At 34.7% G+C, this 24,826-nt stretch carries 17 protein-coding genes; 8 read left to right on the top strand and 9 right to left on the bottom strand.

What is annotated here, in order from left to right; genetic code table 11:
* Nucleotides 1–65 precede the first annotated feature (65 nt).
* The 4 genes from LZQ00_RS16410 to polA all read right to left on the bottom strand — a co-directional run bounded on the left by LZQ00_RS16410 (nt 66) and on the right by polA (nt 5,775).
* The gene (locus LZQ00_RS16410) at nt 66–1,100 is read right to left on the bottom strand and encodes a sensor histidine kinase (protein ID WP_234510333.1); all 1,035 of its coding nucleotides are present in this window, start codon (nt 1,098–1,100) and stop codon (nt 66–68) included.
* Between the two features lie 69 nt (nt 1,101–1,169).
* Nucleotides 1,170–1,823, bottom strand: a complete 654-nt coding sequence (locus LZQ00_RS16415) for a phosphatidylserine decarboxylase family protein (protein WP_234510334.1) — start codon at nt 1,821–1,823, stop codon at nt 1,170–1,172.
* 36 nt (nt 1,824–1,859) lie between these two features.
* Nucleotides 1,860–2,963: a toxin-antitoxin system YwqK family antitoxin gene (locus tag LZQ00_RS16420; RefSeq protein WP_234510335.1), complete on the bottom strand. Its 1,104-nt coding sequence runs from the start codon at nt 2,961–2,963 to the stop codon at nt 1,860–1,862.
* Between the two features lie 25 nt (nt 2,964–2,988).
* The gene (gene polA, locus LZQ00_RS16425; protein ID WP_234510336.1) at nt 2,989–5,775 is read right to left on the bottom strand and encodes a DNA polymerase I; all 2,787 of its coding nucleotides are present in this window, start codon (nt 5,773–5,775) and stop codon (nt 2,989–2,991) included.
* A gap of 109 nt (nt 5,776–5,884) precedes the next feature.
* Here polA and rsgA point away from each other — a divergent pair, with 109 nt between their 5' ends.
* On the top strand, nt 5,885–6,805 hold the full coding sequence (gene rsgA, locus LZQ00_RS16430; protein ID WP_234510337.1) for a ribosome small subunit-dependent GTPase A: 921 nt from the start codon (nt 5,885–5,887) through the stop codon (nt 6,803–6,805).
* A 1-nt stretch (nt 6,806) separates the two neighbouring features.
* On the opposite strand, the gene LZQ00_RS16435 is transcribed toward rsgA, so the two are convergent.
* Together LZQ00_RS16435 and LZQ00_RS16440 are read right to left on the bottom strand one after the other, a co-directional pair.
* The gene (locus LZQ00_RS16435; protein ID WP_234510338.1) at nt 6,807–9,221 is read right to left on the bottom strand and encodes a hypothetical protein; all 2,415 of its coding nucleotides are present in this window, start codon (nt 9,219–9,221) and stop codon (nt 6,807–6,809) included.
* Nucleotides 9,187–10,221 carry a hypothetical protein gene (locus tag LZQ00_RS16440; protein ID WP_234510339.1) on the bottom strand — a complete coding sequence of 345 codons (1,035 nt, stop codon included), beginning with the start codon at nt 10,219–10,221 and terminating at the stop codon, nt 9,187–9,189. The genes LZQ00_RS16435 and LZQ00_RS16440 overlap by 35 nt, the downstream gene beginning before the upstream one ends.
* Nucleotides 10,222–10,350: 129 nt before the next feature.
* Here LZQ00_RS16440 and LZQ00_RS16445 point away from each other — a divergent pair, with 129 nt between their 5' ends.
* The 4 genes from LZQ00_RS16445 (at nt 10,351) to LZQ00_RS16460 (ending at nt 17,394) form a co-directional block, all read left to right on the top strand.
* The gene (locus LZQ00_RS16445; RefSeq protein WP_234510340.1) at nt 10,351–12,231 is read left to right on the top strand and encodes a hypothetical protein; all 1,881 of its coding nucleotides are present in this window, start codon (nt 10,351–10,353) and stop codon (nt 12,229–12,231) included.
* A 69-nt stretch (nt 12,232–12,300) separates the two neighbouring features.
* Complete coding sequence (locus tag LZQ00_RS16450; protein ID WP_234510341.1) at nt 12,301–14,088, top strand: TrkH family potassium uptake protein; 1,788 nt, start codon at nt 12,301–12,303, stop codon at nt 14,086–14,088.
* Between the two features lie 10 nt (nt 14,089–14,098).
* Nucleotides 14,099–14,785 carry a potassium channel family protein gene (locus tag LZQ00_RS16455; RefSeq protein WP_262910916.1) on the top strand — a complete coding sequence of 229 codons (687 nt, stop codon included), beginning with the start codon at nt 14,099–14,101 and terminating at the stop codon, nt 14,783–14,785.
* 125 nt (nt 14,786–14,910) lie between these two features.
* Complete coding sequence (locus LZQ00_RS16460; RefSeq protein ID WP_234510343.1) at nt 14,911–17,394, top strand: YfhO family protein; 2,484 nt, start codon at nt 14,911–14,913, stop codon at nt 17,392–17,394.
* Nucleotides 17,395–17,430: 36 nt separating this feature from the next.
* Here the strand turns inward: LZQ00_RS16460 and LZQ00_RS16465 are convergent, their stop codons facing one another.
* The 3 genes from LZQ00_RS16465 to LZQ00_RS16475 form a co-directional block, all read right to left on the bottom strand.
* Complete coding sequence (locus LZQ00_RS16465) at nt 17,431–18,027, bottom strand: ribonuclease HII (RefSeq protein WP_234510344.1); 597 nt, start codon at nt 18,025–18,027, stop codon at nt 17,431–17,433.
* A gap of 373 nt (nt 18,028–18,400) precedes the next feature.
* Complete coding sequence (locus LZQ00_RS16470) at nt 18,401–19,276, bottom strand: IS3 family transposase (protein WP_234510345.1); 876 nt, start codon at nt 19,274–19,276, stop codon at nt 18,401–18,403.
* On the bottom strand, nt 19,273–19,656 hold the full coding sequence (locus LZQ00_RS16475) for a transposase (protein WP_234509243.1): 384 nt from the start codon (nt 19,654–19,656) through the stop codon (nt 19,273–19,275). The genes LZQ00_RS16470 and LZQ00_RS16475 overlap by 4 nt, the downstream gene beginning before the upstream one ends.
* Nucleotides 19,657–20,075: 419 nt before the next feature.
* Between LZQ00_RS16475 and LZQ00_RS16480 the strand changes: the two genes are divergently transcribed.
* From LZQ00_RS16480 to LZQ00_RS16490, 3 genes are all read left to right on the top strand, one after another.
* Complete coding sequence (locus LZQ00_RS16480; protein WP_234510346.1) at nt 20,076–22,919, top strand: outer membrane beta-barrel protein; 2,844 nt, start codon at nt 20,076–20,078, stop codon at nt 22,917–22,919.
* A gap of 170 nt (nt 22,920–23,089) precedes the next feature.
* Nucleotides 23,090–23,545, top strand: a complete 456-nt coding sequence (locus LZQ00_RS16485) for a GNAT family N-acetyltransferase (protein WP_234510347.1) — start codon at nt 23,090–23,092, stop codon at nt 23,543–23,545.
* An 18-nt stretch (nt 23,546–23,563) separates the two neighbouring features.
* A complete protein-coding gene (locus tag LZQ00_RS16490) occupies nt 23,564–24,793 on the top strand; it encodes a M16 family metallopeptidase (protein ID WP_234510348.1) in 1,230 nt (409 codons plus the stop codon).
* Nucleotides 24,794–24,826 lie beyond the last annotated feature (33 nt).

The following is a 24,826-nucleotide window of genomic DNA, read 5'->3' on the forward strand; positions in this document are numbered from 1 at the left end:
AAAGTACTAAGTTAATGTTAACTTAATGTTAAGCTTTCTTAATGTTAATGGTCGGTTGATAAAGTTTACAATTGGGAAACTTTTTCCAACGTAAATCCAAATGTCGTGCCAATACCTTCTGTACTTCTGACGTTTACATTTTGTTGATGCGCTTCGATGATATGTTTGACAATAGCTAAACCAAGTCCAGATCCCCCAATTTCTCTCGATCTACTTTTATCTATTCTGTAAAAACGCTCAAAGACTCGACTTAGAGATTTTTCCTCTATACCATATCCATCATCTGTTATTTCTACTAAAACTTGTTCGAATAAAGGAAAAATACGAATCTGGCTTGTACCACCAGATCTTCCATATTTAATGGAATTCTCGATAAGGTTTACAAGTACTTGATTAATTTTATGTTTATCCGCTTTTACCCACTGGGATGTTCCTGGTTTAATTTTTAATATGATCCGAATATTGTGGGTTTTTGCTTTATCCTCTAAGGATTCTTTTGTTTCTTTAATGAGTTCAACGATATCAAACTTTTCAATATTCAAAACCATTTTTCCTGATTCTAACTTAGCTATTTCATCCAAATCCTGAATGAGATAATTAAGGCGATCTACATTTTTAGAAGCTTTATTTAAAAATGTTTTTGCCATTTCTAAATCTTCTTCCATTAAACCATCCTGGAGCGTTTCAATATATCCTTGTATAGAAAAAAGTGGTGTTTTGAATTCGTGAGAAACATTCGATAAAAATTCTCTTCGAAATTTTTCTTGGGATTTTAATTGTTCAATTTCATTTTTTTTCGCTTTAGCCCAAGCTTTCACTTCATTTTCGGCATCTGTGATGGGATCAGCTGTCATCTGTTCACCTAAAGCATCTTTCAGGTCTTTTCCTAACTTCAGATTATGTATCAACTTGTACATCGTATTGATTCTTTTATAGATATAACGCTCAAATACAAAGTTGAACAGTAGAAAACTGATGAGAGATGCAACGATAAAAATAAGTAAAAATGTTTTCCAGTCTGCATGATAGTAAAAACTAACCGCAGAAATAGCAAGACCTACGGCTAATGAGCAGTTTAAAACAAGCTGTCTAAAATTCATGTATATAAAATATAAAAGGCTTTAGTATTTACCAAAGCCTAAGATAATTATTCCTTTATTAATAAATTATTAAAACTTTCCGATGATAGTTTTACCCCCAACAACTTTATCTCCGATATTGACATTGATTTGAGTTCCAAGAGGTAAAAATAAGTCAACACGAGAACCAAATTTGATAAACCCAAACTCCGAACCTTGTGTGACATTGTCATTTTCTTTTACATACCATACAATACGACGTGCTAATGCACCTGCAATTTGTCTAAAAAGAACCTCAACCCCTTGTGCGTTTTTGACTACAACAGTAGTTCTTTCGTTATCTGTTGATGATTTTGGGTGCCATGCAACTAAAAACTTTCCTGGATGATATTTGAAAAAACTAACAATACCACTAATTGGGTTGCGATTTACATGCACATTGATTGGCGACATGAAAATTGACACTTGTATCCTTTTATCATGAAAGTACTCTGTTTCCACTGTTTCCTCAATAACCACAACTTTTCCATCTGCAGGACATAAGATTGTACCCTCTTGTGCGACAATTTTTTTAGTTGGACTACGAAAGAATTGAACAATCGTAATAAAAAGAAATCCTGACAGGATATAAATAATCCATTTGATAAACTGAGGAGCATCATAATAGTCTGCAACAGCATTCGCAATAAATATTACTAAAACAGTAATTGCCAAACTTGTATATCCTTCTTTGTGAAATTTCATGCTTATAATGTTTTTTGCAAATATAATCAAATAGTCCTATTGTCCTTTTTCTCGATGAATTATTATTGGTAGAAATGTAATTTTCCCTTCAGAATTTTTATATATTTTCCCTGCAATAGTAAGTTTATCCTCTATTGGCAGCCCATTTTCCAATGAAGGATAATAGAAGTCGATATTCGATAATACGTTCAATAGAAGATTATTAATATGGTTAAACGATGTTGGCTTTATAAAATTGAATTTACTTGGATCTCCATACTTGTCCAATTTGACCGAATACTCAAAACTATCTTCCGTAAAATCTTTTAGATCAAGTAAATTGAAAACTTCTGTTAGATTTTTACTGATCATCATATTGAAGTTTGAAACATCATCAAAATTGCAGGCTTTAAAAGTGAGTGATTCCGCTCTGGAAAAAGGATCATAAGGTATTATCCCAAATCTAGTTTGCTTGTAGGAATTGTCGGCGACATAATCATTACCAAGGATTAATTCCCCATTTTGATAACTCTCTGTTGCGATTAAAGTTTCTTCTTCACCTTTATTATACCCAGATATTCTCCATTTACCGTCCTGTTTACCATCTTTTATTTTTCCTTTTGCCATATAGAACTCAAACCCATATCGATTATAACCCTCAAATGGAATGGAGAATGCAAAAGTTCCATTTCCATTGATGACTTTCTGTACACCCTCAGGTAACCAAAAGTTATTAATTAAAATAACACTATCTGTATACAAAAGATTCATAGCTGGCTTATTATTGGGATAATAATGGTTCACTTCACCTGTAATGATATTATTTACAAAAGTTGCTTCCCACTTTATTTTACCATTTGAATGGTAAGCTTTGAATAATCCCTCTTTTACTCCATTGTTATAATTCCCCTCCAGAATGAGTCTTCCATTATTATTAAAATCTTTGAAAGATCCATCAAATTTCTGTGTTTTGGTATTTAATTTAACAACACGTTCAATAGACTTAAATTCACAATTCTTCTCTGCTAAATAATAATTTTTATCAAAATAGAAACGAAAAGTATTGCCCTCTACTTTTTCATAATAAATAGGTTTTTCTTGTGCTCTAATACCATTCAAAAGTAAAATGCAAGTCATCAATGTGAACAAAAATCTTCTCATAATTTAAGTTTCTGCAGTTTATTGTTTAATGTGCTTCAAGCCAATTTTTACCCTGGCCGACCTCCACGACCAAAGGAATCTCTGTTTTGATGGCTGTTGTCATTTTTGTTTCAATAATTTTTTTGAAAATCTCCACTTCATTTTCAGGAACATCAAACACAAGCTCATCATGTACTTGCATAATCATTTTACCGGTCAAGTTTTGATTTTTGATCTCCTCTTGAATGGCGATCATTGCAATTTTAATCAAATCTGCTGCAGACCCTTGTATAGGTGCATTGATTGCATTTCGTTCCGCAAAGCCCCTAACAGTCATATTTGCAGAGTTAATATCTCTCAAATAACGTCTTCTCTTCAGAATTGTTTCAACATAACCATTTTCTTTTGCGAAATCTAATACTTCACTCATGTATCTTTTAATGCCAGCATATTGATTAAAATATTGATCAATAATTTCAGCCGCTTCTTTACGAGGAATCCCTAAACTTTGTGATAGACCAAAAGCAGATTGACCATAGATAATTCCAAAATTGACCGCTTTTGCATTTCTACGTTGGTCAGAAGTAACTTCGTCTAATGCTAAACCATACACCCTTGCTGCTGTAGCACGATGAATATCATGACCAGAAGTAAACGCTTCCATCATATTCGGATCTTTGCTCAGTTCAGCAATAAGACGTAATTCGATTTGCGAATAATCGGCAGAAAGAATCACATTACCCTCATGACGAGGAATGAACGCCTTTCTTACTTCACGACCACGTTCCGTTCGGATAGGGATGTTTTGCAAATTGGGATTCGTTGAACTTAAGCGACCAGTAGCAGCAACCGCTTGATTGTAAGAAGTATGAATCAAACTAGTATGCGGATTAATTAATTCTGGTAAAGCATCTACATAAGTAGATTTTAACTTCTGAAGCTGTCTGAAATTTAATATATCTTGTACGATATCTGACTTATAGGCTAACGTTAATAGTACATCCTCTCCCGTTTTGTATTGACCAGTTTTTGTTTTCTTTGCTTTAGGATCTAATTTTAATTTATCAAAAAGAACCTCTCCCAATTGTTTCGGAGAAGCAATATTGAAGTTGACACCCGCTTTTTCATAAATGCAGGATTCCAATTCTTTAATGTCAAATTCTAGGGTTTTAGAAAACTGTTGTAATGCGTTAATATCTATACGAACACCATTTCTCTCTATCTCTGCTAAAACATATACCAATGGAAATTCTACTTTGTTTGCTAAGTCAAGCGTATTCGTTTCTTCTAATAAAGGTTTAAAGATTTCTTTTAATTGTAGTGTAATATCAGCATCTTCTGCAGCGTACTCTTTGATTAGATCGAGCTCAACATCACGCATGTTACCTTGCTTCTTTCCTTTGCTACCAATCAATTCAGTAATAGAAACAGGCTTATAGTTTAGATAATTCTCAGACAAGACATCCATACCATGTCTCGTATCTGGGTCAATTAAATAATGAGCAATCATTGTGTCAAAAATTGGACCTTTGACAGAAACTTGATAGCGAGCTAACAATAAAATGTCATACTTAATATTCTGACCAATTTTTTCTATTTGATCATTTTCTAAGACAGGTCTGAAAATATCAAGAACCTGTTGAGCCTCTTCACGAGTTTCAGGAGTAGGGACATAGTATGCTTTCCCTTTTTCATAAGAAAAAGATAAACCGACGATATCTGCTAGATTCGCATCTAAGCCTGTAGATTCTGTATCGAAACAAAAACTAGTAAGTGTGGAAAGCTGCAGTGCTAATGCCTCTTGTTCTTCCTTCGTATTCACCAGAATATAGTCATGATCAGTATTTTCAATCGTATGGATTGGTCCTGTTGGTACCTCTTCCTCTGTTAAGCTGAAATCCGTAGGAAGAGAAAATAAATCCATTTGACCAGAATTATTTTTCGGAGCATCTATCTGATTAAGACCTTCTCCAAACACCCGCTTGCCGAGTGTTCTGAACTCCAATTCTATAAATAGAGGCTCTAAAACTTCCTTGTTTGGCTCTTCAATTAATAATTTTTCCTCTTCAAGTTCAACAGGAACATCCAATAAGATCGTTGCGAGCTTTTTCGAAATTAATCCCTGTTCAGCAAAATTCTCAATATTCTCACGTTGTTTACCTTTTAACTGATTCGCATTTGCAATGATATTTTCCATCGATCCAAATTCTTGAATCAATTTTTTTGCTGTCTTTTCACCAATTCCAGGTATTCCAGGGATATTGTCTACGGCATCACCCCAAAGGCCCAAAATGTCAATGACCTGATTAACGTCCGTTACCTCCCATTTTTCGAGAATTTCTTTTACCCCTTGTATTTCAGCACCATTACCCATGCGTGCAGGTTTATAAATAAAGATATTTTCTGATACCAATTGACCAAAATCTTTATCTGGAGTCATGCAGTATACTTGAAACCCTTCTTTTTCAGCTTTTTTTGCAAGCGTTCCTATAATATCATCTGCTTCATACCCATCTTTTGTAATGATAGGAATATTAAAGCCTTCTATTAACTTGAAAATATATGGAATCGCCGTTGAAAGATCTTCAGGCATTTTTTCACGATGTGCCTTATAAGCCTCAAACTCAATATGGCGAGCTGTAGGTGCAGCTGTATCAAAAACTACCGCTAAATGAGACGGCTGTTGGTTTTTTAATATTTCCAGCAACGTATTTGTAAATCCCATTATTGCGCCTGTATTTAATCCAGTAGAAGTAATACGAGGTGTTTTGCTTAATGCAAAATAGGCTCTATAAATAAGGGCCATGCCATCTAGAAGAAATAGTTTTTTCACGAATTCTAATTTTAAGGTAACGCTTACAAAGGTAATAAAAACGATAAACCATAAGTTTAATAAATTTTTACGAATTTTGCACTATGATAGAGGTGCAAAAAGAACATATATGAGAGGATTAGTGACTAAATCTACGGGTAGTTGGTATCAAGTGTTGGGAGAAGATGGAAAACGTTATGACTGTCGTATAAAGGGAAAATTTCGAACAAAAGGTATTAAAAGCACAAATCCAGTTGCAGTTGGAGATTGGGTTCATTTTGAGATAGAGCCAGATCTTGAAAGTGCTGTTATCAATGAGTTGGAACCTAGGCGTAATTATATCATCCGCAAATCTGTTAATCTTTCTAAACAGACACAGATTATTGGGGCTAATTTAGACCAAGCATTTTTGGTTGTGACATTAGCCTCTCCACCGACATCCTTAGGATTTATCGATCGTTTCTTAGTAACTGCAGAAGCATATAGTATTCCTGCAATCTTGATTTTCAATAAGTTGGATCTTTTTAGTGAAGAAGGGCTTACTATTTTACAAGACTATAAAAGTATTTATGAGCATATAGGCTACCCCTGCTATGAAGTATCTGCATTGACTGGCTATAATATTGAACAACTGAAAGACTTATTAAAAGATAAGACTACCCTGATATCGGGGCATTCAGGTGTTGGAAAATCAACGTTAATTAATGCGATTGTTCCAGAATATGAAGTTAAAACAGGAGATATTTCTGATTGGTCTGATAAGGGAAAACATACAACAACGTTTGCTGAAATGTATGATCTTCCGCTTGGTGGAAAACTGATTGATACACCAGGCATTCGTGAGTTGGGAGTTGTGGATATTGAAAAACAAGAATTATCCCATTTCTTTCCTGAGATGCGAGCATTGATGAATCAATGTCGATTTGACAATTGTCGACATATAAACGAGCCCGGATGTGTCGTTATGGAAGCTGTAGAAGATGGGGATATCGAATCTTCCCGTTATGATAGTTATCTAAGCATCTATCACAACGAGAATAATCGTATGTAATTTATTTTTTCGCTATAAAATCTTGTAAATACGTGCATTCACGAGCTGCAACTTGATAAAAAGCTGTTGTACTATATTGATCTTTTAGCTGGTGAAAATACTTGTTGTGAATTGAAAATTGATAAAAGGGATTTTCAGCACTACTTGCATAATATTTCCACCTGCTCTCATCATTCAGCTCATAGTCTTTTTGTTCACATTTAGCTAACATAAAGGTACATTTAGCCTTGAAATTTGGATCCGAACCCAATTCTCTTGCTTTCGCATACCACTCTTTTGCAGTCTTTGTTTGCGTATAATTCCTTTTCCAATAATTTTCTGGTTTAGTGTTATTGTCGTATGAAGACCAATCATAGGAAACCAAAGACCAAGCATTTCCATAGGTGCTCGTTTGATAGAGCGCGTTTGCCATTTGAAAATAGTAGTCCGCTTTCTTCCCATTTCTCGTTTCTGACTTTATTAGATTTTGAAATTTGAGCATACGAGCCGCATATTCTAATTTTGTCATAGCAGTAAGGTCATATCTTTTGGGATAATCATTGATGGTGACAATAAATGGATTAGGAGCAATTACCTCCTCTGAGTACCAGTTACTATATTCCTTTGATTTATAGGTTACAGGCAATTTCTTAAACGTTTTTACGGCATTAGTAAAATCTAATTCTCTGAGATAAGCCGTTCCCAATAATTCTGTCAAGTAAGTTTTATTTACCTTTTTAATATCCTCCAATAAAAATTGCACCATCTTCGAATGTCTTTCAGGCTTTTCGATATACTCTTGCACCTGTATCAATGTCTTTGGTGTTAAACTGTTTTGCCAAAATTCTACTGTACCGTATTGCAAGTTATCTTCCAGTGTATCCTTTACAAACCCATAATTGTAGAAAATGTCCGCTTTGACAGCTGCTAAGCTGGCTAGGGCAGTATCTTTCTTTATTAAATATTGATTGACGACGATATTTTGCAAAATATTTCTTGAAATAAGGCTATAAGAGCCATTTGCAAATGCACTGTAATAGCGATCATCACTTCCTTTTACTTGTTCTTTTTGAGATTTTTCTTGTAGCCATCTTAATGTTGCGATTAACTGATCCTCATCCAATGATTTATCTTTTTCCCAATCTGTCAACTGCGTCAGCATACCTGTTATACGGAACTGATCTTTCAAATTTTCATTCAAAGATTTAGTTTTCACCATCTTCAAGTATTGCTTTGCTAAATCATTTTCACCATTTAACCAGCTGAGGTAAGAAGCTGTGATTAAACCCAACTGAGGTTGAACATATTTTTTGTCTTCATATATTTTGAGAGAAAGCGCCCTAATATCCTGTAAATGCTTTTGAATATTAGCTTTGTTTTCATCCTCATACCAACTTGAATAGCCATATCCCAATAGATGAGGTTTAATAAAATAATTTTCGATTTTATTTACTTCTCTGGTTAAAAGAACAACATTGATCGTATTGGCAGGGTCCAATCGATAACAATTTTGAAGATATTCATCATTACTATTAGGGTCGTTAAATCCGATCATTGCATTGATATTGAACTGGTCTGCTTTGGATTTCGCAAAAGCAAATATTTCAGCATCCGCTACCGTAATATAGTGAAAGTTGTCATAGGCTAATATTCTTCTTTCAGGAGATTTCGTAAATACTTTAGAAAACAAGAAAGCTGCTTTTGCAGGATCGCCATTCTTTCTGATTGACCCTGCATAATTGGATAGTGCCCATCCCAAGACAGGAGATTTAGATTTTGCATTCGCTAGATGTTTTTCATAAATCGCGATACTTTTTTCATACTTCTTAGCGAATAGATATAACCGGGCTGCCTGGTATGCATATCGTATTTGAAGAAAACTATTCTTCTTGAAGTTGAAGATATTTCCTTCAGCTTTCTTTGCAAACGCTTCTATTTCATCAAAATTTCTTTCGTCAGGACTCCACGGATCTTGCGCTATATTGGTTATGGGCTCTTGATCTTTGGTGAAATTGAAGTACTCAAGTTCAGCTTTGTTTTCTTTTAATAAAAGACGTTGAACAAAACTATTGTCTTTGACGGAATCTGGTAAAGTTTTAAGATCTGTTTTTTCATGGAGAAGCAGAGTGGTCTCCTGGTTGGCTTCATACATCATCGCCAAAACATCTTTTTCTTTAACTGTAGCGCCTAAATGATTGATCCAATCATTAACATTTACTTTAGCCTCGCTTATCGGCTCCTGTTCTGTATATAAAAACTGGTATGGAATAAATTGAAAAGCCGAAAAACTATTGTCTTCCAGGTTTGGGAGGAAATACGTTTGTTGATTGTCATACGGATCGATTTCTGGTCCACATGCAATATTGATGGCCATTTCACTAAAATAAAGGGCTATTGTTGCGCTAGAAAGCAGCAATAATTTCTTGTAAATCTGCATAAGTATATTGGGATACAATTTCGGGTGCTAAATGATAGAAAATAATTCTATTTTCTTTTCCTTGGAGTTCCTTATTCAAAAATTTTGCAGTTAGAATAAGTTGTTCTTTGGTTACGAATTCATGGCGAATAACATCACCTTTTTTAAGGTTCGCCTTTTCTAAGTTCTGATTGAGTAGGAATAGTTGTGTTTTAGGATTTTGCGTAAAAATAGACTTATCATCCAGATCACTTCGGTCAATGTATTTAGATATACCGATATATTCATGATCACGAAAAGCCACATACCAGTCAAAAAGAGGTAACGCAATATCTAAAGCTAACGGATAATTTTTCAAACTACCACTCAGATAAGTATCCAAATCCTTCTGATTTAAAATGGAGTTATGATCCCCAAACTGACGAAGGTTCCCCATATTATAGCACATGAGCGTAGCTCTCTTAACAGGAGGAATACCACTTGTTTTAATATTCTTTATTTGATGAAGCCTAACTGTTGATGTTAAAACCACCTGACTTAACTCAGGCATCGTTTGTAGAAATGCCAATAAATAAAAGAACTTATCTCGAGAAGTTTTAGTCCAGTCACAATCTATCTGTAGTTCTTGAAATAGATCATGTCCTCCTTGTTTGATTTTTTCGGTGACAAAAGGAACAATTTTATGTGCAAGCCCTCTTATCTGAAGGCTATCTAATTCTGTAAATATTTTTTGATTGATAAACACAACGGGTACCAATTGCTGATTTTTATCAACTTTTTGTTCAAAAGATATGGGAGATATTGGAATAGGTTCGACACCACCATCTTTAAAATCAATATCCATGATACGAAGAAATAACGTATTGGACTTCAGCTTTTGTACCACTTCTTGAGATAAGGTGTCTGTTTTATAAATGGTTTTCCAATAATAAAAACCAACAGCATGTTCTTTTTTTTGACAAGAAAAGAGTAATATTATGTTGACTGAAATAAAGAGTAATCTTTTTACTTTCGGAGACATGATGGATCGTACTTCATGAAATGATTCGTATAAATAAGAATTTTATTGAAAACAAACAAAAGTATGAATAAGTTGTTTTCTTTAAGTTAAAAATAGCCAAATAATTTTACTAAAAAAGCGAATATCTTAATGAAGACAATTTGGAAATGGATTATAGGAGTAATTGTAACTCTTTTAATAATCGTGGGGAGCTTAGCATGGTATTTTAGTGTACATTGGAAGCCGCTTTTGGATCAAAAATTTAAAGAACTGGTATTAGCCTCTACAGATAGCTTATATACGGTTACGTATGATGACTTGGATATTAATTTGGCTTTAGGAAATGTTAGTGTCAGCAATCTTATTCTAACATCTGACAGTACTATTTATCGCCGTTTAGAGAAGATCAATAAAGCTCCAGATAACCGTTTTCAGATAAAAGTTGCGAAATTAAAATTTCGTAACTTTTCTATTCGAGATATGCTGATGAATAAGGAACTGTATCTCAAGAATGTCGTATTGGATACACCCAGCATTCACATGATTAATGAGTACCATTCCTACAATGATACCGCATCAGCACAAGTGAATAAGCCTTTATATGAAAAGATAAAAAAGACCTTAAAAAAGATACAAATAAAGGAAATAGAATTAAATGGAATAAATTTTAAATATTCACAACTGCAGAAGAATATTTATCAAGATTTTGAAATAAAAAAAGTGAATTTAAAAGTGCAAGATGTTTTGGTAGACTCTACATCAATTTCTGATGAAAGTAGATTTTATCATACAAAAATGATCGATATCGAAGTTCCTGGATTTACTTATAAAACAGCAGATGGATTTTACAAAGTGGATTTCGATAAATTGAAAATTAATACCCGAGATCGCAATATTTTATTAACAAAAGTAGTTTATCAACCAATATTAAATAAGTCAGCCTTCTATAAAAAGAAAGGAAAAGGGGGGAGCTATATAGTGATGAAATTTGATACTGTTCGTTTTGAATCTTTTGATTTTAAAAAATTACTTCGAGACAAGAAAATATATGCCACAAAGACACAACTTAAAAATGGCCTATTGGAAATTTATTCTGATAAGCATTATCAATCAAAACCTGTCAATAAGATCGGAAGGTCTCCTCATCAGCGGCTATTAAAAATGAATACAAAGTTATCCTTGGATACTGTATTACTTCAAAATACACATATTAGTTATTCTGAACTTAGTGGAAAATATAATCAGGTTGGAACGATTACATTCGATAAGAGTTATGCAACGATAAGCAATATGACAAATGACTCTTCCACTCTAGCGAAAAACAAGTGGATGAAAGTTGATTTTCTGAGCAGAGTGATGAATAGTGGTCGATTGAATGTCTTGTTAGGTTTTGACATGACCTCCAAAGAAGGTTTTTATACGTATAAAGGTAGCTTAGGCGCAATGCAAGCCCCAGCATTTAATAAGATTCTAAAGCCGTTGCTCAATGTTGAAATAGCTTCGGGTAATATCAAAAGAATGTCTTTTGATATGGAGGCAAATGATAGAAGAAATTGGGGACAATTTAAATTTGATTATGATAATTTAAAAGTTAATATTCTAGGGAAGAATGCGGATGGTAAGCTAAAAAAGAAAGGATTAGTTTCTTTATTGATAAACGAGCTGTTATTTAATACCAGCAACCCCAATGAATTTGGAGAGTACATCACTGGAAGAGTCAATTGGCATCGGAATCCTAATCATACGTTCTTTAAAACCATTTGGCAAAGTCTCTTGGATGGTATTAAACAATGTGTTGGTTTGAGTAAGGAGAGAGAAGCAAAATTAATGCGTGCAGCAGAAAATGCTCAAAATACGATAAAGAAAGCGAATACTGTCGTGAATAAGACTAAAAGCTTTGTGTCACGCATTTTCAAAAAGGATGCGGCAGCAATTGAGCAAAGGAAAAAAGAAAAAGAATTAAAGAAAAAAGCAAAAGAGGAGAAAAAACAAGCAGAAAATAAAGTGAAAGAGCGCGAAGAAATGGGGTAGTTTCACGTGAAATGAAAGCAGCGTCTAAAGACTTCTGGATTTACCAAGTTATCAGTATGTTTGTGCAAGATGGGGTCAATATTAAGTTTTTTAAAATTTGTCTTTAAATATAAAAATGGAATTGTAGACCAGATCATGCTTTATGTAAGCATGATTTGTGCTTTGGCAGTTATCTTCCATGTCGGTTATGTAACAGACCCAGATTTAGCAACTCCTTTAAATCAAATTATTTATACGATGTTCTACGTCTTGTTTGTGATGACAGGACTTCGTACAGCTTCGTCTATTTTTGCTTTGAAGAAAATTGCGGTAGAGCATTATGCAGGTTTAGTTATTCTTGCTTATTTTTTTTTAATCATAATCGCTCGATTTACAACTGTTTCTTCCGTCGAATTATTCGGAAAAGATCAATGGATTTATTTGGGTATTTATCTTGTTTTCATTGCTGAATTATCCAAGAGGACCTTATTTTTCGATAACTTCTATTTTAATCCAACGATTTTATTTGTTATCAGTTTTCTTGCATTAATTCTTATTGGCACTATTTTATTGATGCTTCCAAGGACTACACTAGAAGCGCCATTAAGTTTTACTGATGCCTTGTTTATGTCAACAAGTGCTGTATGCATTACAGGTTTGTCAGTAACGGATATTTCTACTAATTTCTCTCTTTTTGGACAAACCATCATCTTGGTTTTAATTCAGATTGGGGGACTGGGAATTATGACTTTTACTGGTTTTTTTGGTTATTTCTTTTCAGGAGGCTTCTCTTTCAAGAATCAATTGATGTTTGGTGAAATTTTGGGAGAAAACAAAGTTGGGTCTGTTATCAAAACGTTGTTGACCATCATCTTTATCACCTTGCTTTTTGAATTACTTGGAGCAGGATTGATTTTTAGTACATTGGATGAAACTAATTTTCCAACGGTAGGACATCAAGTTTTTTTTGCAGTTTTCCATTCCATATCCTCTTTTTGTAATGCTGGTTTTTCAATATTAACGGATGGAATTACCAATGATGCCTATAAGTTTAACTATAATTTCCAATTGGCATTGTCTGCATTATTTATATTGGGAGGACTTGGTTTTGGTATTGTACTGAATATTTACTCTTATATAAAAGACTCTGCCATCTATTGGTATCATCGTGTTTTCACTAAAAAGAACTATAAACATAAAGCATGGAATTTTAGCTTTAATTCAAAAATCGTACTCGCCTGTAATGCTTTTATTATCATTTTAGCCACAATATTTTTCTTTCTGTTGGAAAAAAATAAAACACTATCTTTTGAGAAAGGTGCTGTAGGAGAATGGATAACTTCATTTTTTATGGCCAATGCTTCGCGTTCTGCTGGATACAATAGTATTGATTTATCATTTGTATCCATGCCTACAATTTTATTGATTATGTTATTGATGTGGGTTGGAGCATCCCCAGGCTCAACTGGCGGAGGGGTTAAAGTAACGACTATTGCTGTTGCTATAATGAATATTATTGCCTTAGCTAGAGGGAAAGAACACATTGAACTATTTAAAAGACGTATCGCTGGTGAATCGGTTCATAAAGCATTTGCTATTATTCTATTATCGCTACTTACAATTGGTATCAGCTTTCTATTGTTGGTATTTTCAGATCCCGATAAAAGTTTTAAAGCATTATTGTTTGAAGTTGTCTCTGCGTACACCACTTGTGGGTTGAGTTTAGGTATCACACCATCCTTAAGTATTGCTGGAAAATTTATTGTGATGATGACCATGTTTGTTGGCCGAGTTGGTACGTTGACACTACTGGTTGCTTTTATTAAGAATATAACAAGAAGAAATTACACTTTCCCAGAGGAAAAAATACTTTATTAAATAAAATTGTATGAAATATATTGTTTTAGGACTTGGACATTTCGGGAGATCACTGGCAGTGCATTTAACAGAATTAGGACATGAAGTAATTGGAGCAGATAAAAGTCTACTTATTGTAGAACAATTAAAAGATAAAGTAACACATACCGTTTGCCTTGATTCAACAGACAAAGAAGCAGTATCCTCTCTTCCTTTAAAAGACTGTCATGCCGTTATTGTTGCCATTGGCGAGGACGAAGGGGCCTCTTTATTAACTGTGGCTTTGATGAAGCAGTTAAAAGTGAAGCGGATCATTGGGCGTATTGTTTCTGACTTACAAAAAACAGTACTTGAGGCGATGGAGATTGGCGAATATATTATGCCAGAAGAAGAAGCGGCAGAAAGGCTCGCCATGCGTCTAGATAACATTGACATTGTGGATTCGTTTAAGGTTTCAGATAAGTACAGTATTATTGAAACAAAAGTCCCCGCCAAATATGTAGGGATGACACTCCGAGAAGCAAATTTGACCAATATATATCGCGTTATTGTACTTACTACTGTAAAGATTGTGGAAGTTAAAGACAATTCCGAAACAAAAGCCATCAAAGAAGCATCTGGCATAGCGAGTTCGGAGACGAAATTAGAAGAAGGCGATATTTTAGTCCTTTTTGGTGAGTTATCTAACATTAATAAGTTGATTCAAAAGGGAGAATAAATTAAATAGACCATATTCACAGGCAAATAAAATTCCTTCTGACATTCTAAATCGAAAATAATATAAATTGTAAAATCAAATGTATATTTTTGATTTTCGTAAATTTTGGTAACCTCATAATATAGATGAAAAATTGGTTTAAAGAAAATTCAGCACATCTCATCGTTATAGCGATTTTTGTAGCGCTTGTATTCTTTTATTTTACTCCAGTGTGGCAGGGACAGGTTCTGGCACAGAGTGATGTCGTTCAAGCACAGGGCGCACAAAAGGAAATGTTTGATTTTAAGCAGCAAGATGGAAAAGCGCCATTATGGACAAACTCCATGTTTGGAGGTATGCCGACCTATCAAATCTGGTCAGCGAGTGAAAATAATATCGGAACCTACATCTTATCGGCTGTTAAAACTGTTTTCCCTCAACCGCTGGATATTCTTCTATTTTATTTACTAGGAGGCTATTTCTTATTAAATGTCTTGCGTATTCGGCCTTGGTTGGCCGCGTTAGGAGCCATTGCTCTTGCCTTTACCTCTTATAATTTCATTTATATCGAAGCTGGTCACGTCACACAAGCATATGCCATTGCCTTTATGCCTGCTGTCATTGGCGCTGTCATTATGTGTTACCGAGGGAGTAAGCTTTGGGGGCCTGTTTTGTTAGCCTTATTTATGGCTATAGAGATTCGTGTGAACCATCTACAGGTAACCTATTATATGCTAATTGCATTGATGGTTTATGTAATCTTTGTTCTCGTTGATGCGATTCGTGATAAAAAGTTAAAAGAGTTTTTTATTGCCTCAGGTTTACAATTAGCTGCGGTTGTTGTCGCTATTTTAGTGAACGCTTCCATACTAATGCCTACTTATGAGTATAGTAAACTAAGCACACGTGGACATGCTAATCTTGTTAAAGTTGATGAAACGAAAGAAAAAGGCTTAGATAGACAATATGCTTATGAGTGGAGTCAAGGAGTGGGAGAGACTCTTACTTTTTTGATTCCTAATGCTTATGGTGGTGGATCTAGTGGCGTATTAGACGAAAAATCTAATGTCGCCAAATTCCTAATGTCAACATTTGGAGCACAAGGAATGAGTAATGTCCAAGCTGCTGAGATTGCGAGTAGAATGCCCGTGTATTGGGGCGATAAACCTTTTACTTCAGGACCTTGGTATTTTGGAGCGGGGGTATTGTTCCTATTTGTACTGGGATTAGTCATTGTTAATAATAGACTTAAATGGTGGATTTTAACAACAACTATTCTGATTTTACTACTATCTTTCGGTAAAAACTTTACATTGGTTTCGGATCTATTCTTTGACTATTTCCCGATGTACAATAAATTCAGAGCAGTGGAATCTATATTAGTGATTGCCGCACTCATGATTCCATTAATGGCTGTATTGACATTGAATGAATTAATTACTAGAGCCGATAAAATAGAAAAATTAGATAAAAAAGTACTATATACTTTTATTGGCTTAGGTGGTATTTGTTTACTTGTTGCCTTTGTTCCTGACCTTTTTCTAAGTTTTAAAAACAAGGAACATGCACAATTAGTGGAGAGCTTGACACAACAAGTAGGAGATCAAGCAGCAGCTAATCAATGGGTAAATAATTTGGTAAAGGATCGCGCTGCAGTAGCTAGTGCTGATGCTTATCGGTCATTTGCAATTGTTTTGATTACCTTTTTGGCACTATGGTTTTTTATCAAAAAGAAACTTTCAGCCAATGTTTTAATTATTGGATTGGCCGTTATTTTTCTATTCGATCTTTGGAGCATAGATAAGCGATACCTTAATGATAAGTCTTTTGTAGAGAAACGTTTGGTAACAAATCAAGCATTTCAAGAAAGAGAAGTAGACCAATTGATACGCATGGATAAGGATTTAAGTTATCGTGTTATTGATTTAACATCTAATCCTTTTTCAGACGCTCGAGCATCCTATTATCACAAATCTTTAGGTGGATATCATGCGGCTAAATTGATGCGATTCCAAGAGTTGATTGAAAATCAATTCAATGGAGCTGTCAATGAAGATGTGTTGGATATGTTTAATGTTCGATATGTCATCACTGGCGATCCACAAAAAGGAGAACGTATCCAACGTAGAAGTTCTGCCGCAGGCAATGCTTGGTTTGTTGATCAAGTAACTTTTGTGAAAGATAATGCACAGGAGATGCAAGCGATCAGTAGCTTTAATCCTTCAAAAGAAGCTTTTGTAAACGAAGAATTCAAAAATAAACTTAATGGTCAACGTTTAGGACTACCCGCAAATGCTTCCATAAAATTGACATCCTACCATCCAGACAAAATGGTCTATGAATATTCTACACCAACAGATGCATTTGCTGTATTCTCTGAAGTGTATTACGAAAAAGGATGGAAAGCATTTGTGGATGGTAAAGAGGTTCCTATTGTACGTGCCGATTATATCTTGAGAGCGCTTCAGTTACCAGGAGGTAACCATAAGGTTGAATTTATTTTTGACCCAGAATCGCATAAAATTGGAGGAATACTTACTTTGATTGCCTCTATAATTTTAGGATTAGGGTTAGCAGTCGCTATTTATTTCTCTGTGAAAAACGGAAAAACTAAAGATGCAACAGTCTAATTGAACTGTTGCATCTAATCAATCTTTATAAAACCTTTAGAATAACTTGAGTTGAGGATCTGTTATTCTAAAGGTTTTTCTATGATGTGGGGTTATGCCAAGTGAGAGAACAGCACTTCTATGCTTAACCGTTGGATATCCCTTATTATTTAACCAATCATATTCTGGATAGTCATTTGCTATATTATCCATATAATCATCTCGATACGTTTTGGCTAGTATAGATGCAGCTGCAATAGATAAATACTTACCATCGCCTTTAACAATACAATTGTGAGGAATTTCCTGATAAGGAATAAACCGATTACCATCCACCAAGATATATTGCGCTTTTAATTTTAATTGATCGAGCGCACGATGCATCGCTACATAAGAAGCATTGTGTATATTGATTTTATCAATTTCTTCTGCAGATACACTTGCGACTGCATAAGCAAGCGCTTCTTGTTCAATGATACTGCGTAATTGCATTCTCTTTTTTGCACTCAGTTGTTTTGAATCGTTTAGCACTTCATGATGATAGTCTCTTGGAAAAATGACAGCCGCCGCAAAAACGGGACCTGCTAAGCAGCCTCTTCCAGCTTCATCACAACCAGCCTCTATAAGTTCATCTTGAAAGTATGATAATAGCATATGATATATTTTGAAACACAAAACTACAATATTTTATCAATAGCCTATACGTGATCCTTTTTACATATTTATGTAGCTTCTTTTTGAGATAGATGATAGGCATAAATAGGATAAGACATAGGATTTAACTGGTAAACTAATAGGGAGCTGATTCGTACCTCATTCGTACCTTGTTCGTACCTCGTTCGAACAAAAACGAATAAGGTACGTTTGAAGTTCGAATAAAGTCCGTTTAAAATACAATGTAAATTAGACGTGTCTTATCCTGAATTATCCTTACAGCATTCGGATAGTTAAACGGTTAAATCCTTACAATTATAAAAAGTTATACGGATATATCCTTACATTGTTTTTTCTTTGTCCGTGTATACCCTTACAATCGGGTTGTACTGTTTCTTGTTTTAGTGATTTCCTGACTATGTCTTTGCGCCGGTGTCATCATTTTACAGCTCATGTGCGGTCTGACATTATTGTATCTTTCTATCGCTCTGCACACCGGTTCAATAGCCATTGAATAGGACTCAAAGGTGTTATAGAGCTCAAATTCTGTTTTCAGTATACCGTTTACCCTTTCGGCAATTGCATTATCATAGGGTGATCCGGATTGAGTCATACTGATCTGGATATGGTTTCTCTGCAATAGTTCCACATAGGCATCACAGCAGTACTGTATCCCCCTGTCCGAGTGGTGGATCAGCGGCCTTTGCTTATATTCCCTGCCGTTTATAGCCTTTTGGAGTGCCGATAGGCATCCGGAAGCTTTTAGTGACTGGCTGAGATGGTAGCCTACGATCTTTCTGGAATAGGCATCTGTGATCAGAAAAAGGTAGATAAATCCCGTGCCTGTCCGCAGATAGGTAATATCGCTTACCCAGACCTGCTCGGCCATCAGGGGCTTTGCCCGGCTGATCATATCCGGCCATTTCCTGTAATGATGGTAGGACATCGTGGTGGTCACATATCTCCTTTTGGGATAGATCAGCATGCCATTGTCCCTGATCAGCCTGGAAAAAGCATCCCTTCCGATGGTAATATGATGCGCTTTGAGGTTCTGCTGCAGCATATGAAGAAGCTTTACGCATCCTGTACGCGGAAGCACTGATCTGATTTCCCAGACCCATTCTAGTATCATTCCATCCTGAATCACCGAAACGTCCCTTCTGGCGTTCATTTCATACCAGGACTGTCTTGTTCTGCCAAACAGCGAGCAAATGGTACTCAGGGGAATATTGATAAATATCTCCTTCATTTTACTGGCGGTTTGGTACCAGACTTTTTTCGGATATCGATATCCAGCTCCTGCTCTGCAATATGGATCATCATCTCAAGGGCGGTAATCTTCAGCCTGGCAAGCCGGAGTTCCTCCTGAAGCTGCTCATCAGGACTGCTGGATGCTAAAGGCGGCAGCTCGCTGTCAGGTGAAATAAGGCCTGAATGGATTTGGGCGATGTTCTTTTTGTACCAGTTGACAAAATAGCGAACCACCTCGCCACTCTTAAGTCCATGTTTACGCCCAAGCTGTGACTGGCTCAGATTGCCCTCAAGGTATTCTCTGGCAACTGCAATCTTAAAAGATGATTCGTAGGTAACAGGGGCTCCTGTATGTTTCCCTTTTCTCGGTGTTTCCATATTATATAAAATTAATAATTACTCCGATTTGTGTAAGGGTAATTTAGGAATAGACAACGTTGATATCAAATTAACAACAAGAAAATGCAATGATAGATAAACAGGAATATAATGCTGTTTAAAGTGATTAATTGTCCAAGAATAGTACATGTTTTATTGTAACTATTATGTTAAGCTTTAAGTTTTACACTTATTAACAATAATATTCTCTTTTTTTGTATAATTATTTTAATTAATACTTATCAGTTTCCATGTCAATAGAAGTATGAATGACAACTTGTTTGATTATTAAAAAGCTGACTATCAGTAATGTAAAATGAATTGTAATCAAAAGTCAACTTGTTATTCAACTCGATCTTTTAAAATAGATGTCTTGATCATTAGAAATCGAAATAGATAATCACAAAAAATAAATGTATATGATGAGGATTACCTTCCTTTTATTTTGTAATATATTCCTTTTGAGCTGGGTCGCTCAGGGACAGACAAAATCTGTTCAAGGAATGCTGAAAGATGATAAAATCCGTGTTGTCGCAGGAGCGTCAGTTAAATTGATCTCCGATCAAGATTCTATGGTTACCAGCTCATCGATAGCTGGTATATTTATTTTTAACAATGTTAAAGCTACTAATTTTAAAATTTCAGTTTCGAACTTGGGTTTCGAAAAATTTGAACAAGAATTTACTTTTCCAGCTGGAGAATCAAAATATATAATTCCAAGTTTCACTTTGCAACAATCGTCCGAACTATTACAAGAAGTTGTTATTGATGGTGTACCTACTGTAGTTGTGAAAGGCGATACGTTAGAATATACGATGAAAGACTTGAAGTTGCGAGATGGGTCTGTTGCAGAAGATGCCTTGAAAAAATTACAAGGAGTAGAGGTTGACAAAGACGGTAATGTGACTGCTCAAGGAGAATCTGTAAAACGAGTTCGTATCAATGGTAAGGACTTCTTTGGAGGTGATGTTAAAACAGCAACACAAAATTTACCAGCAAATATTATTGAGAAAATGCAAATCGTGGATGACTATGGTGATATGGCAAATATAACGGGTAATAAAAATGGAGATTCAGAGAAAGTCTTGAATATCCAGATTGACCCGAAATACAACCAAGGCCATATGACTACTTTGCGAGCAGGCTATGGTACAGAGGATCGTTATCAGGCTACAGGAATGTGGATGGGCATGAGAGAGGGAGAGCAGATTTCAGTTTTAGGTAATCTAAATAATACGAATGCACCATTGTTTGATTTTAATACGAGTGGTGGTGGTGCTCGTCGTCAACAAGGGGGTGGAGGACGTCGAGGAGGGGATATGTTTGGAGGTTCTAATGGATTGACTAAGTTAGGTTCAATAGGATTGAATGCTCGAAAAGATTTTTCGGATAAATTGACTGTTTATGGTAGTTATAGTTATAGCCATAGCAACAATACCACGTTGTCCGATATGTTCCAACAAAATACATTAAGGGATATCATACAAAACGATAGTATTCATTCAAACTCGAATACGATTGGTGCTAGCCATCGCTTTGAAGCGAACTTAGAATGGAAACCTTCAACTAGAGATTATATTAAAATATCACCTCAATTTGGATTTGATGATGGAGATGCAAATGCGTTAACAAATTCAATTACTTATCGAAATGAAGAATTTAATAACTCACAAGATCAAAACACGTTCACACATTCAACAGCACCTCGCTATGGTATTAGTGGTTTATATAATCGTAAACTGAACGATAAGGGACGTAATGTCTTCTTAAATATGAATTATAATAATGCTAAAACGGATAAAGATCAGAATGCGATATTACAACGATTGTTAGAAGATCCTAATAATGCAAACGCTTCTTTAAATTCAATTTATGAGAGAACAATACAAGAAGCAAGTAATAAAAGTTGGAATGCAGGTGCTTCATTGAATTATACGGAGCCATTATCTGAGAAAGGAAAATTGGAGCTAACTTACGATTTCAATAAGAATAAATATGACAACTCAAATTTACAGCAAGGTTTTGATAAGGAAAATAATCCTATTAGTGATGATCCAAAATTAAATTTTGATTACAATTATGATTACTCCTTTACCACACATAGGATTGGAGCGAACTATTTGTATAGCGGAGATAAAGTAACCTACTCCATTGGTGCAGCTGCACAACCCTCTCAATTAAGAGGCGATGCCATTAGCTCTGACTTATCTGTACCAATATATCGCAATAATTTAAACTGGATGCCAATCGCTCGTTTTGAATATAAATTTTCACGTCAAAGTAATTTGTCAGTGAATTATTCAGGATCAGCAACAGAACCCTCCGTTACACAGATTCTACCTTTTGATATGAGCACAAATCGTACAAGCATTGTGATGGGTAATGCAGACTTAAATCCAGAATTTAATCATCAAATGAATATTAGATTCAGGAAAAATGATTTTCAAAAAGGAAATAATTTCTTTGCTTTTGTAAATGCAAATTTAGCCAATAATAAGATTGTGAGTTTAAATAAATCATATTTGGGAGCATTGAGAAACAGTAATACGGGCGCTATTGATACCACGTTGATATCAGAAACACGATATTTAAATGAAACAAATGATCACCCTTATGGCATTAGTACTTTCTATCATTACGGTAAGTCATTGAAAGAAAAAACATATAATATTATGTTGATGGGAGGAATATCCTTTAATAAAAGGATAGGGTATTCTTCTACAGATAGCTTAGATAATGTCGGTTTAAAAAACATTTCAAAAAATATCGTTTTTAATCAAGGTTTGATGTTTAGGTATAATCCTTCTGAAAATTTTGAAATTAATCCTGGGGTAAGATATCAGTATAATCATACTGAAAACTCATTGACGAATAGAACAACAAATATTTCTTCTTGGACACCGACTTTAATTGGTTCTGTAAATATTACGCCTTCAACTATTTTTGGTGCGGACTTATCAAAACAATTTAATCAAGGTTATGGATCTGGAATTAATGCTAATCCCTTTATCATTAATACCTATGTTGAGCAGAAGTTCTTAAAAGGTCAACGAGGAACAGTTCGCTTACAAGCTTTTGATTTATTAAATGAACAAACAAATGTATCTAGAACTGTTAGCGAATCCATGATCACAGATAGTCGCACGAATCGTTTGGGACGCTATTTTATGTTGTTGTTTACCTATAAATTCCAAAAATTTGCATTGGGTTCTCCTGATGGAGACGATAAATCACGAGGAGGTATGCGACCTCCTCGTATGTAATAAATGATAAAATTTATTAATAAAATAATTGAATGAACGGTCATGGTGTAGTCACCATGATCGTTTTATTTTATTTAACGCCAGTTTTCTATATCCCATCAACGTCATTTTTTTGCTGTTTTGATAGGTAATGTTTTTATTTAGTTAGTTTTGTTTGAAAAAAAACGGTTATGCTCATATTTGAAAAATTAACACCTGAAAATATTGATACCATAGTTGCGATGATGCAAGATTTCTATGCAATTGATGGATATCATATGGATGCTAACTCAAGTAGAGATAATTTTAAAACTTTTCTCCAAGATGATAAATTGGGTCAATCCTGGTTAATCAAAGAAAATGATTTAGTATTGGGCTATATTATTGTTGTTTATTTCTTTAGCTTTGAATTTAAAGGAAGAGTTGCCTTATTAGATGAATTGTATCTCAATGCAGATGCTAGAGGGAAGGGCGTCGGGAAAAAAGCGGTACAGTTTGTTCAAGAATATGTAAAAGATGCTGCTTGTAAACTTGTTTTGTTAGAAGTGGAAGAACATAATTTTCCCGCTCAGAAATTATATGAAAGTCAAGGATTTGTTTTTCATCCGAGAAAAATCATGCGCTATAGCATCGAAAATTTTAACTAGAATCTCCTAATTAACTATATGGAATACGAAATAATACGCTTATCCAATGGAATACGTGTGGTTTTTCAACAGCAAAATTTACCGATCACACATGCTTGTATGTTGATCAATGCAGGGTCGAGAGATGAAAAGGAAGGTAAATTTGGGGTCGCACATTTTATCGAACATTTGCTTTTCAAAAGAACAGAAAGAAGAAGTACAAATCAAATTTTAAATCATTTAGAGGCTGTTGGTGGCGATCTTAATGCTTATACCACTAAAGAATACACTTGTGTGCATGCCTCATTTCTAACCCCCTATTTGGATAAGGCACTGGATTTATTTGAGGATATTTTTTTTCACTCTACTTTTCCAGATGAAGAGTTAGAAAAAGAGAAATCCGTTATTATAGATGAAATGGCTTCATACTTGGATAGCCCTGAAGAGTCGATCGTTGATGATTTTGAAGATATCGTATTTGCAGGTTCTGGTCTGGGACATAATATACTAGGTCTTGAAGATCAATTATTAGCTTTGACAAAAACAGATATTCAAGATTTTATAAAATCAAATTATGATACAAATGAGATTGTCGTTTCGATTACAGGTAATTATACAATCAAACAGGTAGAGCGTTTAGCCAATAAAATTTTTGCTCCCGTTCCTGAAAATAAAATCGAACGTGAACGTAATGATGTGTCAACAATAGCAGTTACACACATTGAAAGCCCTAAGCCGATCAATCAGGTACATTATATGTTAGGGTGTCATGCTTACAGTTATCGTGATGATCGGAAAACAGGTCTTTTATTGTTGAATAATATGCTGGGTGGAATGGGAATGAGTTCTATTTTGAATCTTTCTATTCGTGAGAAATATGGAATTGCTTATACCATTGAATCCAACTATACCATGTTTTCTGATTCGGGATTATTTAGTATTTATCTGGGTACAGATGAAGAAAAAGTAGAGAGGGCTAAAAAATTGGTCTTTAAAGAACTGAATAAATTATGCGAAAAGGAAATGACAGCAGGACAATTGCAAAAGGCAAAACGTAAATTTATTGGTCAGATTGCACTTTCAGAAGAAAATAGAATGAGTATGATCATTGCTGCTGCCAAAAACGTAATGGATTATAACCGCATTGTTGAATTGGATGAGATCATTGAGAAAATACAGACCATATCTGCCGCAGAGCTATTAACCATTTCAAAGGAAATTTTAGATCCATCGCGTATGCTATCTTTAAGCTTCATCCCAGAAGATTAATTTTTAGTGGATTTCATTATATTTGCTCATTAG

This window comes from Sphingobacterium sp. SRCM116780 (assembly GCF_021442025.1).
GTDB lineage: Bacteria > Bacteroidota > Bacteroidia > Sphingobacteriales > Sphingobacteriaceae > Sphingobacterium.